The 17,393-nt window shown below is 73.6% G+C and carries 12 protein-coding genes; 11 read left to right on the forward strand and 1 reads right to left on the reverse strand.

Annotated elements, in window-relative coordinates; all coding sequences use genetic code 11:
• The first annotated feature begins 120 nt into the window (after positions 1–120).
• The 3 genes from WN71_RS09490 to WN71_RS42645 all read left to right on the forward strand — a co-directional run bounded on the left by WN71_RS09490 (position 121) and on the right by WN71_RS42645 (position 5,127).
• Complete coding sequence (locus WN71_RS09490) at positions 121–1,968, forward strand: HSP90 family protein (RefSeq protein ID WP_046591337.1); 1,848 nt, start codon at positions 121–123, stop codon at positions 1,966–1,968.
• Positions 1,969–1,970: 2 nt separating this feature from the next.
• A complete protein-coding gene (locus WN71_RS09495; protein ID WP_046591338.1) occupies positions 1,971–4,922 on the forward strand; it encodes a hypothetical protein in 2,952 nt (983 codons plus the stop codon).
• A gap of 106 nt (positions 4,923–5,028) precedes the next feature.
• Complete coding sequence (locus WN71_RS42645) at positions 5,029–5,127, forward strand: ATP-binding protein (protein WP_143074822.1); 99 nt, start codon at positions 5,029–5,031, stop codon at positions 5,125–5,127.
• 65 nt (positions 5,128–5,192) lie between these two features.
• Here WN71_RS42645 and WN71_RS09500 read toward each other — a convergent pair whose 3' ends face one another.
• Positions 5,193–5,606 carry a winged helix-turn-helix transcriptional regulator gene (locus WN71_RS09500; RefSeq protein ID WP_046591405.1) on the reverse strand — a complete coding sequence of 138 codons (414 nt, stop codon included), beginning with the start codon at positions 5,604–5,606 and terminating at the stop codon, positions 5,193–5,195.
• 99 nt (positions 5,607–5,705) lie between these two features.
• On the opposite strand from WN71_RS09500, the gene WN71_RS09505 reads away from it, so the two are divergent.
• The 8 genes from WN71_RS09505 to WN71_RS09540 all read left to right on the forward strand — a co-directional run bounded on the left by WN71_RS09505 (position 5,706) and on the right by WN71_RS09540 (position 17,348).
• The gene (locus WN71_RS09505) at positions 5,706–6,365 is read left to right on the forward strand and encodes an NADPH-dependent F420 reductase (protein ID WP_338058682.1); all 660 of its coding nucleotides are present in this window, start codon (positions 5,706–5,708) and stop codon (positions 6,363–6,365) included.
• Between the two features lie 185 nt (positions 6,366–6,550).
• A complete protein-coding gene (locus WN71_RS09510; protein ID WP_052743167.1) occupies positions 6,551–10,420 on the forward strand; it encodes a S8 family peptidase in 3,870 nt (1,289 codons plus the stop codon).
• A 133-nt stretch (positions 10,421–10,553) separates the two neighbouring features.
• Positions 10,554–11,639 carry a helix-turn-helix transcriptional regulator gene (locus tag WN71_RS09515; protein ID WP_046591340.1) on the forward strand — a complete coding sequence of 362 codons (1,086 nt, stop codon included), beginning with the start codon at positions 10,554–10,556 and terminating at the stop codon, positions 11,637–11,639.
• Between the two features lie 115 nt (positions 11,640–11,754).
• Positions 11,755–12,597, forward strand: coding sequence for a winged helix-turn-helix domain-containing protein (locus WN71_RS09520; RefSeq protein ID WP_079177762.1), 843 nt, complete (start codon positions 11,755–11,757; stop codon positions 12,595–12,597).
• On the forward strand, positions 12,594–15,122 hold the full coding sequence (locus WN71_RS09525; protein ID WP_046591341.1) for an ABC transporter permease: 2,529 nt from the start codon (positions 12,594–12,596) through the stop codon (positions 15,120–15,122). The genes WN71_RS09520 and WN71_RS09525 overlap by 4 nt, the downstream gene beginning before the upstream one ends.
• A 68-nt stretch (positions 15,123–15,190) precedes the next feature.
• Complete coding sequence (locus WN71_RS09530; protein ID WP_240529609.1) at positions 15,191–15,721, forward strand: hypothetical protein; 531 nt, start codon at positions 15,191–15,193, stop codon at positions 15,719–15,721.
• A gap of 47 nt (positions 15,722–15,768) precedes the next feature.
• Complete coding sequence (locus tag WN71_RS09535) at positions 15,769–16,254, forward strand: hypothetical protein (protein ID WP_240529610.1); 486 nt, start codon at positions 15,769–15,771, stop codon at positions 16,252–16,254.
• Positions 16,255–16,364: 110 nt separating this feature from the next.
• On the forward strand, positions 16,365–17,348 hold the full coding sequence (locus WN71_RS09540) for a tetratricopeptide repeat protein (protein ID WP_046591342.1): 984 nt from the start codon (positions 16,365–16,367) through the stop codon (positions 17,346–17,348).
• Positions 17,349–17,393 lie beyond the last annotated feature (45 nt).

The raw sequence follows: 17,393 nt of genomic DNA on the forward strand, positions 1-17,393 counted from the left end.
CCGGCCCCGGCCGGTGCCACACGCCCCCGCGGCCCAGACCTGACCACCCGTCGGCGCTGTTGCCCGCCTCGCCGGGCGCCGTTCCCGTCCCTCGTCGACCACCCCACCCCGGACTCCCCGATGACTCTGCCCCACACGCCCGTCAGCCCGGACGCAGCCGACCGCACCTTCCAGGTGGACCTGCGCGGCCTCGTCGATCTCCTCTCCCACCACCTCTACTCCAGCCCCCGCGTCTACCTGCGCGAACTCCTCCAGAACGCGGTGGACGCGCTCACCGCGCGGCACGGCCTCGAACCGGGCGCCGCCGCCGACGCCTTCGGCATCCGTCTGTACGCCGACGGTTCGGTGGTCCGCGTCGAGGACGACGGTGTGGGTCTGACCGAGGCCGACGTGCACACCTTCCTCGCCACGATCGGCCGCAGCAGCAAGCGTTCGGACCAGATCGCCGAGCAGCGCGCCGACTTCATCGGGCAGTTCGGCATCGGTCTGCTCTCCTGCTTCCTCGTCGCGGACGAGATCCACGTGCTGAGCCGTTCCGCGCGCACCCCCGACGCACCCGCCGTGGAGTGGCGCGGCCGCGGCGACGGCAGCTATTCGGTGCGGACCCTGCCGTCCTCCGCCCGGCCCCGGCCCGGCACCACGGTGACGCTGACCCCCCGCGCCGACGCGGCCGAGTGGACGCGTCCGGGCCAGGTGCACGCGCTGGCACGGCACTTCGGATCCCTGCTGCGCCACCCGGTGACCTTCCAGGACAGCGCGAACGGCACCGGGGCGCCGGTGAACCCCGAACCCGCGCCCTGGACCCGCACCTATCCCACGCCGGGCGCCCGCTCGCGCGCGCTGGCCGCCTACGGCGAGGAGGTCTTCGGGTTCACGCCGCTGGACACCATCGAGCTGGACCTGCCGGCCGTGGGCCTCAAGGGCATCGCGTGCGTGCTGTCCGAGGCCGTGCCGGCCGGGCGCCGCCACGGGCACCGGGTGCACGTGAAGGGCATGTTGCTGTCCGAGCAGGCCGAGGAGATCCTGCCCGAGTGGGCGTTCTTCGTCCGGTGCGTGATCGACGCCGAGAGCCTGCGCCCGACCGCCTCGCGCGAGTCGCTGTACGAGGACGACACCCTCGCCGCCGTCCGGGACGCCCTCGCCGAGAGCCTGCGCGCGTGGATCGCCCGCATCGCCGCCAGCGACCCCGAACTGCTGGGCCGTTTCCTCCAGGTCCACCACCTGGCCGTGAAGTCGCTCGCCGTGCACGACGACGAGATCCTGCGGATGCTGCTGCCCTGGCTGCCGTTCGAGACGACCGACGGGCACGCCACCCTCGACGAGTTCGCGCGCGCTCACCGCACGGTGCTCGTCACGTCGAGCGTGGAGGAGTTCCGGCAGGTCGCCGCGATCGCCTCGGCGGCCGGGCTCGGTGTCGTCAACGGCGGTTACACCTACGACCGCCAACTGGTGCACCGGCTGCCCGAGATCAGGCCCGAGGTCAGCGTCGCCGACCTCGACCCGGCGACCCTCACCGCCCATCTCGACCCGGTCGACCGGGAGACGGAGCTGGCCGCCGCGGCCTATCTCGCGCTCGCGCGCGACGCCCTCGCCGTCTTCGACTGCGATGTCGCGCTGCGCACCTTCCAGCCCGCGACCGCCCCCGCGCTCCTGCTCGACAGTCGCGAGGCCCGGCACGAGCGCACCCGCTCCCAGCTCGCCCGCGAGCAGCAGGGCGGCCTGTGGGGCGACATCCTCGGCCATCTGCGGCAGGAGGCGCCGCGCGCCCAGCTGATCCTGAACCAGCTCAACCCGCTGGTGCGCACCGCGGTGACCATCAACGAGCCGGAGCTGGCCCGCACCAGCGCCGAAGCCCTCTACGGACAGGCCGCGATGCTGTCGCGGCGCCCGCTGCGGCCCGCCGAGTCGAGCCTGATCAACCGCTCCTTCCTCGACCTTCTCGCCCACGCCCTCCGCAAGGACAGCTGACGATGCCGACCACACCGCAGACCACCGACGAGCTGTACCAGGCGCTCCAGGAGAACGACCAGCGCCCGTACGGCCGTACCCGCACCGTCACCGCCGAGGAACTCGTCGACGCGGCGGAGCAGTTCGCCGAGACGGTCCCGCTCGTCCATGCGCTGCTGGAGCTGCAGGAGGCGTACACCTACGGCTCCGAGCCCCGTAAGTCGCCGGTCGTCTTCGCCCGTGTGCTCACCCTGTTCGACGAGCGGCCCGACGACTTCGACGACCGCCTGCGGCACACCGTGTTCTGGCGGTTCAAGTGGGTGGCCAACGCCCTGCGCGCGCTGCCCGAGATGCCGCTGGCCAGTCTGCGCCAGTGGCTGACCGAGATGCGTGACCGCTACGAGAAGGCCGGCCTCGGCCTCCAGCCGTACTACGGGCAGGCGTACCAGCTCGCCGCACACACCGGCGAGGACGCCGCCCTCGCCTTCGACCTGTGGGCGGGGCGGTCCCGGACCCAGCTCAGCGACTGCGAGGCGTGCGAGATCTGCGAGCGCGCCCTGTACCACCTGGGGAAGGGCGACGACGAGCGGGCGCTGCGCGCCTGGGAGCCCGTCCTGGCCGGGAAGGAGTCCTGCCAGGAGGAGCCCGCCCGCTCGATCTCCTACGCGCTGCTGCCGCTGCTGCGCGCCGGCCGCACCGACGACGCGCGGCGGCTGCACCTCGCCGGTTACCGCGGCTGCCGCCGCAATCCGTCGATGGCCGGTGAGGTCGGCCGGCATCTGGAGTTCTGCGCGCTGACCGGCAACGAGGCGCGCGGCCTGGAACTCCTCGCCGAGAACCGCAACCTCTTCGAGGAGGTCGACTCACCACTGGAGCAGCTCGCCTTCCTCACCGGGGTGGAGGTGCTCCTCCAGCGCGTCGAACTCCTCGGCCACGGCGCCCTGCCCGCCACCGGATACGCGGGACGCACCTGGACGGTCGCCGGACTGCGCACGGAGATACGGCGCCGCGCAGACGACCTCGCCGCCCGCTTCGACGCCCGCAACGGCACCGCCGCCCACACCGACCGCCGCACGGCCCGCCTCGACCGCGCCCCCCTGCTGGACACGCTCGAACTGACCCTGCGCACCCGCAGCCTGGACGACGTGGCCCCGGCCGCGCCCGCCGCCGTGCCGCACTCCCCCGCACCGGCCGCCGTACCCGCCGTACCCGAGTCGACTCTCGAACTGATCCTTCGGGCACGGGAGTTGCATGAGCTCGGGCATCCCGAGGCGGACGCGCTGTGGGCGCGGCTGCGTACGCTGGCCGCCGACCCGGACTACACCCACCCCGAGGACCCCGAGGCGGGGCCGCTCGCCCGGCTGCGCGCGGACCTGCTCATGGACAGGTCGAACGACGCGGGCGAGAAGGACCAGTTCGCGGTCGCGGTCGCCCTCCAGGAGGAGGCCGCGGGCCTGTACGACGAGGCGGGGGACCCGGCGCGCGCGGCGCTGGCCCGCGCAGGGGCGCTGCTCGCGAGCGCCGAGACACCTCCGCAGAACCCGCTCGACCCCGACGCGGTCGAGGTGAAGACCGCCGCGCTGACCGACGCCCACGCGGCCATGGTCCGCTTCCAGGAGGAGACGCCCGGCCTCACCCCGAAGCTGGAGGCGCGTCTGCTGCGGCTGCGCGCCACAGCGCTCGGGCTGCGCCTGCAGGGGTCGCGGGACAAGGAGTACGCCGCGCCCGCCCTGGCCGAGGCGGACCTCCTGCTGGCGCACGCCACCCTGCACGACCTGCCCGGGCAGATCTCCGGCGCCCGTCTGCTGCGCGCGGGCAATCACGCCCTCTCCGGTGAACTCCCCGCCGCGGTCGAGGAGATCGACACCCTGCTGGAGCGCCTGCGCGCTGAGGGGCCTGCCTGGCACGTGCCGCGCGCGCTGGCGCTCCGCGGCCGGATCCAGCTGGGCCTGGGTGACGCGCAGGCGGCCCACGCCGACCTGACGGAGGGCATCAGGCTGGCCGGCGAGTGGCCCGCGGGAACCCTCAACACCGCCCGCATGTACGCCGATCTGGCCGAGGCGTCCATGCATCTTCGCCGTCCCGACGAGGCCCTGCGGCACCTCACCCGCTCCGCGGAACTGGACCTGCGGCACGGCAGCCGTACGGACGCGTTCTGCACGTACAGCAACGCCGCCCAGCTCACCCTCGACCTCGAGCGGGTCGAAGACTGCATCGCGCTGCTCGACTCCGTGCTCGCCGAACCGGACATCGCCTCGGGCGACCTGGACGACCGGCTCACCGCCCAGCTGCGGCTGATCCGTGCGCGCGCGCTGCACGCCGGGGAGGATCTCAAGGCGGCCACCACCGAGTTCGTCGCGCTCGCGGCCGAATCGGCCGGCTGGGACGACGACCCGGGCAGCCACGCCATGATCGCCTCGGAGACCGCCGTGCTCCTCGGCGAATCCGGCGAGTTCGGGCGGGCCCGGGAGGCCGTGGACCAGGCGCTCGCCGCACACGCCCGGGAACCGCGCTACGAGCAGCTCAGCAGCTGCCTGCGCGAACTGGCCCGCCTCCAGGCCCAGCAGCAGGGCGCCGAGGGCCTGACCGAGGCGCTCACCTTCCTCACCGACGCCGGCCGCGTCGCGGAGGAGGCGCGCGCCGCCGCCTACGAGGCACGCGGCCGCGCCCTGGACCCGGCGCTGGCGTACGAGTACGGCAGGGTCAACGCGCACGCCGGTGCGTACGAGGACGCGCTGACCGCCCTCCACCAGGCCCTCGACCTGCTCGGCGAGCCGGGACCGGAGGACGACCACGTCGGCGAGTGGGCCGAGTGCGTCCGCCTGTCCGGTGTGGTCGAGGGCGTCTACCTGGAACGCCCGGCCCCGGCGCTCGCCCGCCTCGACGCGGCGATCCACCGCCTCACCGGCCTCGGCCACAAGGAGGAGACCGGGCCGCTGGTCTCGCTGGCGGCCCGGCTGCGCGACGAGAAGTGACGCGCGGGGGCGGTGCCCGGCCGCAGCACAGCTGCCGGTGCACCGCCTCCACGGCTGCGCGCGTCTCCCACCCGGGGCCTGTGTGCGCGAGGGCTAATCTGGCCCGGTGACGCGACGAGTGGGCACCGTGGTGCTGATGTGCGGTCTGCCGGGGTCGGGCAAGACCACCTATGGCGCGAACAGCGCGCCGAACTGGTCGAGTTGATGCAAGCCAGCTGTGACGTCGTGGTCGACTACAGCTTCTGGAGCCGGGCGGCCTGCGACTGAGGCCTACGTCTCGGCCGCCTGCCTGCCGCCGCGCTCCTGTGCCTCCCGCAGTTCGTCGCTGCGTTCCTGTGCCTCCAGCAGTTCGTCGCCGTGCTCCAGCACCCAGCGGCCCAGCGCCGTCAGCGGTCCCTCCACCAGGCTCCGGCCCAGGGCGGTCAGCGCGTAGTCCACACGGGGCGGCGCCTCCGCGTGGGCCCGGCGCTCGACCAGGCCGTCCCCCAGCAGGCGGCGCAGTGCGTCGGTGAGGACCTTGTCGCTGACGCCGCCGATCGTGGCGCGCAGCTCGCGGCGGCGGCGCGGTCCCGGGCTCAGGGCCGCCAGCACGACCGGATCCCAGGTGTGGGCGAAGAGGTCGGTGGCCGCGCGCAGTCGGCAGTCGGCGACCAACTCGTAGCAGTGCGCGTCTTCGTGAGTCATGTCGCCGTCCATGGTCGCGCGAGGTCACGCACCGATCGGTGCGTATCGCCTTTCCTACCGTGTGACCACCGACATCGACTCCTCGGAGGACACGGACACATGCCTGACGGACAGATGCGTATCGGAATTCTCGGCACGGGGACCCTGGCGGCAGCCCTCGCGGCCGGCTGGGCGCGGGCGGGGCACGAGGTGGCCGTCGGCGGGCGGTCGCGGGCCAAGGCGGAGGCGCTGGCCGAGCGCCTGGGGCCGGGAGTGCGTGCACTCGACCCGGACGAGGTGGTCGCCGGGCGCGACGCCGTGCTCCTCGCCGTGTCGTGGGACGGTGTCGAGGAGATGCTGGCGCGGGTGGGCGCGGCCGAGGGGGCGCTCGCGGGGGTGCCGCTGATCGATCCCGTCAATGCCGTCAGCCATGGCGTCGGCGCGCTGCTCACCGGTCCGGGCGAGTCCGTGTCGACCCGGATCGCCGCGCTCGCTCCGGGAGCCCGTGTGGTGAAGGCGTTCCATCTCTTCGCCGCCGACCAGTGGGTGGCCGAGCCCGACGCCGATCGGCCTCGCCCGACGGTCGCGATGTGCGGTGCCGACCCCGGCGCTCTGGAGGTGGTCGGCCAACTGGTCCGCGATGTGGGCGGGGTTCCGGCGACGCTGGGGACCCTGGACCGGGTCCGGCAGCTGGAGGAGGTGGCGGGCTTCGTCATCAGGCTGGTCTTCGCGGGGTTCGACCCGGGCTCGGCCGTCCCGCACGTTCCCATGGCGGGCTGAGCCCGGCCGGGTGCCACGCCGACGCGCAACCTCCCGGCCCCGTCAGGCGTGTCGGCCTGTCCCGACAGGCGTGTCGGCCTGTCCCGACAGGCGTGTCGCCGCGGCTGGCACATGTGGGACGTGACGCATTCGCGCCACCGGGCTGCTGTTCCCCCCACAGGTTCCTCACCGGTAGGAACCGTCACATGACTTACCTCATACCCCCACGCCGCAGACACCGGCGGGCGCTCGTGGCGGCCGCCGGCACGGTGGCGGTCCTCACGTCGCTCGCCGGGCCGACCGGCTCCGCGGCGGCGAACGAGCCGTCGAGCGCCGTCGCGGCACACCCCGCCGCGACGACGGACGTCACCACGGTCACCGGCACCGGCACCGGCACCGGCACCGGCACCGGCGAGCACACCGTCACGCTGCTCACCGGTGACGTCGTGCGCGTCACGGACGCCGGTGGCGGCAAGCAGACCGCGGACGTGACCCGTCCGCCCGGCGCCACCGGCGGCGTGCGCACCGAGACCGTCGACGGCGACCTCTACGTCTACCCCGACGAAGTGCAGCCCTACCTGGCCGCCGACCGTCTCGACAAGCGCCTGTTCGACGTCACCTCCCTGATCGAGCAGGGCTACGACGACGCCCACAGCACCGGCATCCCCCTGATCCTGAGCTACGGCGCCAAGACGGCCGCCGAAGACCGGGCCACGCCCACCGGCGCCACCCGGGTGCGCTCCCTGCCGACCATCCGCGGCGCGGCCGTCCGCGCCACCAAGAAACGCGCCCGGACGGTCTGGAAGTCGATCGCCCCCGCGGCGACGGCCGCCACCCCCGGCACCACCGGCACGGCCTCGGCCCGGCTCGGCGACGGCCTGTCCAAGGTCTGGCTGGACGGCCGGGTCAAGGCCACCCTGAAGGACACCACCGCGCAGATCGGCGCGGACACCGCCTGGGCGAACGGGTACGACGGCAAGGGCGTCAAGGTCGCCGTGCTGGACACCGGAGCGGACTTCAACCACCCCGACCTGGACGGCCGGATCTCCGCGTCGCAGAGCTTCGTGCCCGACGAGAGCGTGCAGGACGGCCACGGCCACGGCACCCACACCGCCTCCACGGTCGGCGGCAGCGGTGCCGCCTCCGACGGGGCCGAGAAGGGCGTGGCTCCCGGCGCCGACCTGCTGATCGGCAAGGTGCTCTCCGACGACGGCTACGGCGAGGACTCCTGGATCATCGCCGGCATGGAGTGGGCCGTCGACCAGGGCGCCCGCGTCGTCAGCATGAGCCTGGGCTCCTCGGACCCGTCCGACGGCACCGACCCGCTGAGCCAGACCGTCAACGGGCTCACCGAGAAGAGCGGCGCCCTCTTCGTGATCGCGGCGGGCAACTCCGGCAGCGAGGCGTCCATGGGCGCGCCCGGCGTGGCCGACGACGCGTTGACCGTCGCCGCCGTGGACTCCACCGACAAGCGCGCGTCCTTCTCCTCGCAGGGTCCGCGCCTCACCGACTACGCCCTGAAGCCCGACATCTCCGCCCCCGGCGTGAACGTCCTCGCGGCCAAGGCGGGCGGCAGCGCCGCCACCGGCTGGTACCAGACGATGAGCGGTACCTCCATGGCGACCCCTCATGTCGCCGGTGCCGCCGCGCTGCTCGCCCAGGAGCATCCGGACTGGAAGGCGCAGCAGTTGAAGGACGCGCTGATGAGCACGTCCAAGGAGCTGTCGTCGTACACCACGTACCAGGTGGGTTCCGGCCGCGTCGACGTCGCCGCCGCGACCGCCGCCACGGTCACCGCGACCGGCTCGGCGTACTTCGGCATCGACACCTGGCCGCACGACGACTCCACGCCGCGCGACCGCACGGTGACGTACACCAACACCGGTGATTCCGAAGCCGAGTTGCGCCTGTCGCTGAACGCCTCCGTCGCCGGTGGCCCCTACGACACCGATCCGACCGCCGGCAAGGGCACCCCGGCGCCCGACGGGATGTTCACCCTGTCCGCCGACACGGTGACCGTGCCCGCGCACGGCACCGCCACCGTGACGGCCACCGCCGACCCGGGGCTGGGCGCCGACGGCCGCCGCTACCTCGGCCAGATCACCGCCAAGGACGGCTCGGGCGCGACGCTCGCCCGCACTCAGGTCGGCCTGTACCGCGAGGACGCCCGGCACAATCTGAACATCACCCTCAAGGACCGCTCCGGCACGCCGGCCGCGGGCTGGGTCGAGATCCAGAAGCTCGGCAGCACGGAGGACCCGTCCTACGCGACCGTCGACGACAGCGGAAAGGTCACCCTGCGGCTGCGCGAGGGCAGTTACAGCGTCATGACCTACCTGGACGTGGCCGGCAGTCACGGACCCGACTCGGTCGGCATGGCGCTGATGGGCGACCCGGAGGTCACCCTGGACCGCGACCGGGACGTGGCGCTCGACGCGAGCCGCACCCGCGAGGTCACCGCGCGCGTCCCGCGCCGGACCGAGGACCGGACGCTGTCCATGAACTGGTACCGCGCGGACGGCTCGGCGGAGAACGCCTACGGCGTCGGCGTCGTGGAGGTGCAGTACCTGCTGGGGTCCACGGTCGACAGCATGTTCGTGCTGCCCACCCGCAAGGCGACGACGGGCACCTTCGAGTACGAGACCCGCTGGCGCAAGGCCTATCCGCTGATCAGCCTCACCGACGACGGCCGTCGGATCCAGGTGCTGGGGCAGGCCCGCTCCGCCGCCTACGACGGGACCGGGCGCCTGGACGTCGTCCACGCCGGCACCGGTACCCCCGACGAGTACGCCGGGCTGAAGGTCAAGGGCAGGATCGCGCTGGTGACCCGCTCGGACGCGATCAGCGCCCCGGCGCGGGCACAGGCGGCGGCCGACGCCGGGGCCTCGCTCCTGGTCGTCGTCAACGACGGCCCGGGCAAGCTGATGGAGTCCGTCGGGACCGCTTCCGGCGGCAACAGCGCCGTGCCGGTGGTCTCGGTGACCGCCCGTGACGGGGCGTCGCTGATCGTCGAAGCCAGGCGCGGCCGACTGCGGCTGGACGTCGAGGGCGTGCCGAACTCGCCGTACGTCTACGACCTTTCGGACCCGCACACCGGGCAGATCCCGTCCACCGGGCTGACCTACCGACCCCGCGCGTCCGAACTGGCCACGGTGGACATGCGGTTCCACGGAACCACCACCACGCCGAGCGGGGAGTACCGGACGGTCTTCCGCCCGTACCGCAAGTACGGCTCCGGGTACCTGCTGCCGCTGGACGTGCCCGGCACGCGTACCGACTACCTGTCGGCGCAGCCGGGAACTCAGTGGGTGGAGACACTGGCCACCGGGCCGAAGTCGATCCTCTCCTCCCAGGAGTCGCGGACCACGTACAAGCCGGGTTCGCGTCAGGTCCGCGACTGGTTCGGGCCGGTGACCCGCCCCGCCAACGGCGGCACCTACTGGTGGTCGTACCGGCAGAAGACGTTCCTGGCGTTCAACGTCCAGCCCTGGTCGGACAGCGGTGAGGGCCATGGCGGTGTCATCCAGTCCGGCTACGACAACACCACGACCACCCTCAAGGCGTACGAGGACGGGGTGCTGCGCAAGACGAGCAGTTCGTCGGCGGTCACGCTGACCGGGGTCCCGAGCACCCCGTCGGTCTACACCTTCGACCTGACGGCGGACCGCGACGCGGCGGCCTACCGGCTGTCCACGCACACCCACACGGTGTGGCAGGTGAAGTCCGACCCGGTCACCAGCGCGACGGAGTCCGACCGGATGGCGGTGCTGCAGATGGGCTACGGCGTCGACACGGACCTCGCGGGTGACGCCCGCGGCGGCCGCCAGACGCTCACCCTGACGCCCCGTCACCTCGCGGACGCGGTGGGCACTGGCACGGTCCAGGGCGCCTCGCTGTCGGTGTCGTACGACGACGGAACCACCTGGCAGCCCGTCAAGGTCACAGGTAAGTCCGGCACTTGGACGGCCTCCTTCGACGCGCCGCACACGGGTTACGTCTCACTGAAGGCCGAGGGCTGGGACGACGCGGGCAACCGCATCAGCCAGGAGGTGATCCGTGCCTACGGCCTCAAGTAGCCGCCTCTGAACGGGATACGGGGGCCACCGACCCCCCTCCGTCCGTCACGCTCCCCACACCCCCGCGTGACGGACGGATCGGCGGCCTCCGTATCCTCTCGGGACTTCACTCGATCGACCACGAGGAGGTCCCGTGCTCTCGGTGCTCGGGCTCGGCCCGGCCGAAGAGGAGATCTACCGCCTCCTGGTGTCCCGGTCCGGCGCCACCGCCGAACAACTCGCGGACGAGACCGGGCGCATGCCCGGCGAGACACTGAAGCTGCTCGTCACCCTGGCGGCGCGCGGCCTGGCCGCGGCCCCCTCCGACGAGGAGGAGGGCGCTGCGGCCGGCTGGGACGCGCCGGAACGCCGGGACGGGGCCGCGGGCATGACGCACGGGGTGCACGATGCGGGCGGGACCGGTCAGGACGCCGGGCCGAGTCCCGCCACCGTCTTCACCGCCGCACCCCCGGCGGTCGCCCTCGGCGGTACGTTACGACAGCGCCGCGACGACCTCCGCGCCGCCGAGGAGGCCCTGCTCGCGCTCACCGAGGAGTACCGCAACGCGGCCTCGGGCGGCAGCGTCGTCGAGGTCATCACCGACCCGGCCGCCGTACGGCACCGCTTCATGCAGCTCCAGGAGTCCGCCCGGCACGAGATCCGGGCCATGATGGTGCCCGAGTCCACCGTCGTCCAGCGGGAACACAACACCGCCGAGCACGCCGGGATACGGCGGGGCGTGCTCTACCGCACCATCGTGCAGCGCGACATGCTCGGCCTGCCGGGCCTGGTCGACGAGGCGCTCTCCGCCCTGGCCCACGGCCAGCAGGTCAGCGTCGCCGACCACGTGCCGGTGAAGTTCATGATCGCCGATCGCGAACTGGCCATGCTCCCGCTGCTCCCCGGCCGCCGCACCTCCCCCGCCTCCATCCTGGTGCACCACTCCGGGATGCTGGAGGCGCTGGTCGCCTACTTCGAACTCGCCTGGGAGCGCGCCTATCCGCTCTCCCCGAACACCGTCGACGGCGGCCTCACCGAGGGCCGCTCCGACGCGCTGGACGAGATGGACGCCCGCGTCCTCGCCCTCGTCCTGGCCGGCCTCACCGACCAGGCCGCCGCCGGTCAACTGGGCGTCTCCCGCCGCACGGTTCAGCGCCGCATCGGCGAACTGATGCTGAAGGCGGGGGCGGAGAGCCGCATCCAGCTCGGCTGGATCGCGGCGCGCCGGGGCTGGGCGTAGGCGAACGAGGGGAGGCTGAGCCTCCTCCGTCCGGACAGGGGTAGGGCTAACCCCCGGCCCAAGACGCCGGTCCGCCGCACTGCACAGGCCCCTGTGCACAGACGACTGTGTACGCATGGCACAGGAACCCGGCACCCCCGGACCCGGACCCCGCACGCCCGCCGGGCGCCCGCCCGCCGCACCCGCGCCCGCCGCGCACGAGCCGGCCGGTCAGGCACCGGCCGCGCACGCGCCGGTCGGCCCGGCACCGGCCGAGCCCGCGCCCGGTCGGGTCGAGATCTCCGATCTCGCCGCCCTCACCGCGCTCGCGCATCCGCGGCGGCAGCGCATGTTCGAGCACCTCAGCCTGTACGGCCCCGCGACCTCCGCGACGCTCGCACGGGCGCTCGGCCTCAACACCGGTTCCACCAGCTACCACTTGCGGGAACTCGCCCGGTACGGCTTCGTGGAGGAGACCGCGCGGACGCCGAAGACGCAGGGCGCGGTCGGCGGGCGGGAGCGATGGTGGCGGGCGGTCCCGGGGGACCGCCGGTTCCCGCCGCGCAGCAGGCAGAGCCCCGAGATGCGGCTCGTCCTGGACGAACTCGACCACCGGGCCCACGCCGCCGACGTACGGCTCTACGAGCAGGTGCGGCAAGACACCCCCGACGACGACCCCTGGTCGGACGCCTTCCCCCACTCACGCGGCAGCATCCGGCTCACGCTCCCCGAACTGAGCGCGTTCTTCGAGGAGTACATCGCCCTGATCAACCGCTACAAGCGGCCCGCGGCCGACACCCCGCCCGGTGCGCGCACCGTGCTCACCCGGTTCCTCGCCTTCCCGGCACCGGCCGTCGACGGTCACGGCCCGCGCGACGAGCACGCCGATCGGACGGATCACGGCGACCCGGCCGGCCCTGATGTCCTCCCCGCGCAGACCACCAACCCATCCAACCCGAAGGGGACCGAGCCCTCATGATGCTGCGCTACGCCCTCAGGTCGGTCCGGGCCCGCAAGGCCGGGTTCCTCGGCGCCTTTCTCGCCCTGATGTGCGCTGCCGCCCTCGTCACCGCCTGCGGCACGCTCCTGGAGACCGGGCTGCGCGGGAGCGTCCGTACCGAGCGCTACGCCGCCACCCCCGTCGTCGTCTCGGGCGACCAGAACGTCCACCGGACCACCGTCACGCACAAGAAGGGCAAGACCAAGACCAAGCGCAAGGCGAAGCCCATCGCCGAGCGCGCCTGGCTGCCGGAGCGACTGGAGACCACCCTCGCGCACACCGCGGGAGTCGCCCGGGTAGTGCCCGAACTGACCTTCCTCGCGCAGCCGTTGACACCCGGCGGGACAGGCGGCCGGAGCACCTACGGGCACGCCTGGGACTCGGCGGTCCTCACGCCCTACCGGCTGACCGCCGGCACCGCGCCCCAGGCCGCGACCGACGTCGTCGTCGACTCCTGGCTCGCCGGGCACGCCCACCTGAAGGTCGACAGCCGCCTCACCGTCCAGTCGACGCGGGCACCACGCACCTACCGGGTCTCCGGAGTCGCGGCGCCCGCGACGGACGTACGGCACCAGACGTCACTGTTCTTCTCCACGGCCGAGGCACGCAGGCTGGCCCGACACCCCGGGCAGGTCTCCGCGTTCGGCGTGCTTCCCGAGAGGGGCACGCACACCTCGCGCCTGCACCAGGACGTGGCGAGGGCCCTGCACGGCACCACGGCGCAGGTCGCCGACGGGGACGCCCGAGGCAAGGCGGAGTTCCTGGACGCCGCCGCCGCGCGCACCGAACTGGTCGGCGTCGGCGGCGCCATGGGCGGCACCTCGCTGCTCGTGGCGGTGCTCGTCGTCGTCGGCACCTTCGCGCTCACCGTGCAGCAGCGGCACCGCGAACTCGCCCTGCTCCGCGCCGTCGCCGCCGACTCGGGACAGATCCGCAGGCTGCTGGGCCGTGAGGCGCTGATCGTCGGTGGGGCCGCCGGGGCCGTGGGGGCGTTGCTCGGGCTGCCGCTGGGCAGTTGGCTGCACGCCAGGTTCGTCTCGATGGGCGCCGTGCCCGCGACGCTCCGGCACACCGGCGGTGTCCTCCCCGCTTGTGCCGGCTTCGCGGCGACGCTGATCGGAGCCTGGGCCGCCGCCCGGGTCGCCTCGCGCCGGGTCGCCCGCATCCGGCCCGCCGAGGCGCTCGCCGAGTCCCGCGGCGAGCCCGCCTCGCCGTCGTGGGGGCGGGTCCTCGCCGGACTGCTCCTGCTGGCCGGCGGCACGGTCCTCGTCGTCGTCCTCACCTCACTGCACACCGAGGGCGCGTCGACCCCCGTGACGTTCCTGGCCGTCGTCGTCCTGGCGACCGCCGTCGCGCTGCTGGGCCCGCTGCTGGTGAAGGGGGCCCTGCTGCTCCTCGGCGGCCCGCTGCGGCGCACCGGTCCGGGCGGCCGGCTCGCCGCGGCGAACCTGCGCGGCAACGCCGCCCGCATGGCCTCCGTCGTCACCCCCCTCACCCTCCTCGTCGGCATGACCTGCACGGTGCTGTTCGCGCAGCCCACCCTCGCCGACGCCGCCCGCGCCCAGGCGCGCGAGGGCGTGCGCGCCCAGTGGGTCGTCGTACCGACCGGACCGGGCGTACCGGCCGAGGCCGCACGGCGGTTGCGGGCGCGCCACGACGTGGCCACCGAAGTGGTGCGTACGACCGTCCGCGTCGGACTGGACAAGTACGCGGCGCAGGGCGTGACCCCGGCGGGACTCACCCGCACCTGGGACCCCGGCGTCGTCGCCGGCTCCCTCGACCGGCTGGCGGAGCACACCGTCGCGGTCAGCGAACTGGTGGCGAGGCAGCGCCACTTGAGGCCCGGCAGCACGCTGGGGCTCACCCTCGGCGACGGCACGCCCGTCACGCTGACCGTCACCGCCGTCTACAGCAGGGGGCTCGGCTTCGGAGACCTCACCCTCGCGCACGACCTGGTGGCCCGCCACGTCGACAACCCCCTCGCGGTCTCGGTCCTCGTCGCCACCGGCCGGACGCGGTCGCAGGTCGCGGCCTCACTGCGCGACACCCCCGCCGTCCGGGTCGTCACCCCGGAGACGGCCGACCGTCTCCAGGCGGTGCGGCAGCAGCAGAACGCGGGGGTCGGCCTCCTCGCCATGGGGCTGGTGCTGGCCTTCACCGCCATCGCCGCCGTCAACACGCTCGCGCTGTCGGTCTCCGAGCGGGTCCGTGAGTTCGCGCTGCTGCGACTCGCGGGAGCCACCCGTCGGCAGGTGCTGCGGATGCTGCGCGCCGAGGCGCTCGCGGTGCTGCTCCTCGCCACCGTGCTCGGCAGCGGCATCGCCCTCGCGGTCCTGACCGCGTTCAGCGTCGGCATGACCGGCCGCGCCGCCCCCGCCGTCCCCGCGGCACCGTACGTCGCCGTCGTGGCCGTCGCCGGACTCCTCGCCCTGGCCGCCACCGCCCTGCCCGGCCGCGCGGCACTCCGCGTCCGCGCGGTGACGGTGGCCACCGCGCGGGAGTGACGTCGCGCCGACCCTCCTATACTGCCGCGAACAGGGGGCCCCGGCGCCCTCTGAGCAGGGGGGTCGGCATGGGGTTCGGCGTGTCGCGGCCGGTGTTGCGGGGGCTCGCCCTCACCGTCGGGGCCGTGGTGTGCACGACGGGGCTCACAGGGTGCACGGTGCCCGTCGACGCGGTCACCGGCATCTCCGTGACCTCCGACGGCCATCTGCTGGGCGTCATCATGGTGTGCGGGCATCACATCGACGGCGCGCTCCTGTACGTCGACAGCGACGACGTCGACAAGTCGGTGACCGTCGGCTCCTGGACGGCGCCGCACAAGCTCACGGCCGGACTCACCACCTGGACGCTCGACCCGGTCTCCGCCGGCTGGACGGCCGACCCGCCCCTCGCACCGCTCACCGACGGGACCACGTACAGCCTCTACGGCTGGACCGAGGACGACTCGTGGTCGGCGACGGAGGTCACCTTCACCCTGGCCGACCGGGCCCGCCTCACCCCCGGCAGGGTCCGCTACGACTCCGTCTCCGACAACGGCGACGAGGCGGAAGTCACCGTGTCCATGAAGGAGTTCGAGGCGAGGGCCTGCCAGGAGTCCTGAAGCCGTCGACCACCGGGCCGAGGACCCGGCCCCCGTATGATCACGCCATGACTGCCGATGCGCCGCTGACCAGGGAATCGTTCCGCCGCCTGAAGCCGATCAGTGTGCCCAGGACGATGGAACAGCCGCCGGGCCGCGTCTGGACCGACGAGGAGTGGGACCGCATCAGCCGGGGTTACCACGCCCGCGACATGGACGAGAAGTGGAACGTCTACGCCGACGGCGACGTCCTGTTCCTCCACCGGAGCTGGACCGGGCGCGGTGTCTACGAGGCGACCTTCACGCCCCTCGCCGACGGTGGGAGAAGAATCACGACGGCCGTGGTGGAGTCCGACGCCCCGAAGTACCGCAACACGAGCGAGGAGTACGACCGCCTGATGCTCGAACTCGTCGTGTCCGCGATCGTCCTGGGCGAGCCCGCCGAGGAACTGCGCGCCGGTCTGGTGGAGTTGACGACTCGGATGTCGGGCAGGAGCGACCTTCCGGCGGGCGTGGTCCAGCACAGCGTGGTGGGGTTGCGCACACCGGAGTAGCCCCGCCCGCCGAAGACGCCGGACGGCGAGGCCGCCGGCCGCCCTGGGCCCATCGCCCCAGACCCACGCCCCACCCCCCCCCACGCTCTCACCAGGGATATCATCGGCCGATGTCGAATCGAGCGGTGGCGGGCAGTCTGGGCCTGGTACGGGTGCTGGCGCACTGCGGCGGGGATCCGGCGGCCGCATTGCACCATCTCGCGGGTGCCGTCGCGGCCGCGCCGGAGGATCCCGGACCGTACGCGCTGCTCGCCGAGTTGTGGCGGGACCGGACCCCCGAGCTGACCGGCGCCGTGGAAGGGTCCACCTCCCTGAGGGCCGTGCTGGCACTGTCGTACGTGAGCTTTCTCGACGGCGACATGGACCGCGCCGCACTGGCGATCGGATCGGTCACGGGTGCGCGGCCGGACGTGGCATGGGCCAGGGCCCCGTGGTTCGGCGATGAACGCTTCCTCGGTGCGGTGAGCGCCGACGCGCTGGCCGAGGCCGCGTTGCGGACCATGGACCGCGGCCACGACCTGGACAGCGATGCCATGCGCGAGCGCCTCCGGCCCTGGTTCGAGGCCATCGAGGCCGTCTCCGCCCGGCAGCCGTCGCCGGAGGCGCTGGCCAGGATGGCGATGATGCTGCGGGCCTGCGGGCTCACGGACGCGTCGTTCGCCCTGTGCGACCGGGCGGACGCCGTCCAGCGCACGATGATGGTGGAGGTCGTGCGGGCGGGCACCTGGCGCAGGGTGGGCGATGCACGGCAGGCCGCGGCGGCGTTCGAGCGCGCCCTCGCACTGGACCCGGGCAACTGGTCGCTCCACCTCGACCTCGCCGATCTCCACGCCGAGCAGGGCGACTTCGCCGCCGCGGCGCGCTGGGCCGGTGAGGGGCTGACGCACGAACCGGCCGAGATCACCCTCCGCGCGGCGGCCGCCGCCTACCGTGCCCGGCTCTCCGGCTCAGCCGCCGACCTGCGGCAACTCGTCGAACTGGCACCGGACATGCCGAACCCGGCCTACCTCGACCTGCTGCTCGACCACGCCTGCGCCGGCCCCGGCCTTCCGCCCGAGCTGATCAGCGAGGCCGGCCGCGCGCGAAGGGGCTGAGGATCCCGGCCCACCGGCGCGTCCGGGAGGTCCGGGGCGTTCGAG

This window comes from Streptomyces mangrovisoli, from assembly GCF_000974985.2.
Taxonomy (GTDB): Bacteria; Actinomycetota; Actinomycetes; order Streptomycetales; family Streptomycetaceae; genus Streptomyces; species Streptomyces mangrovisoli.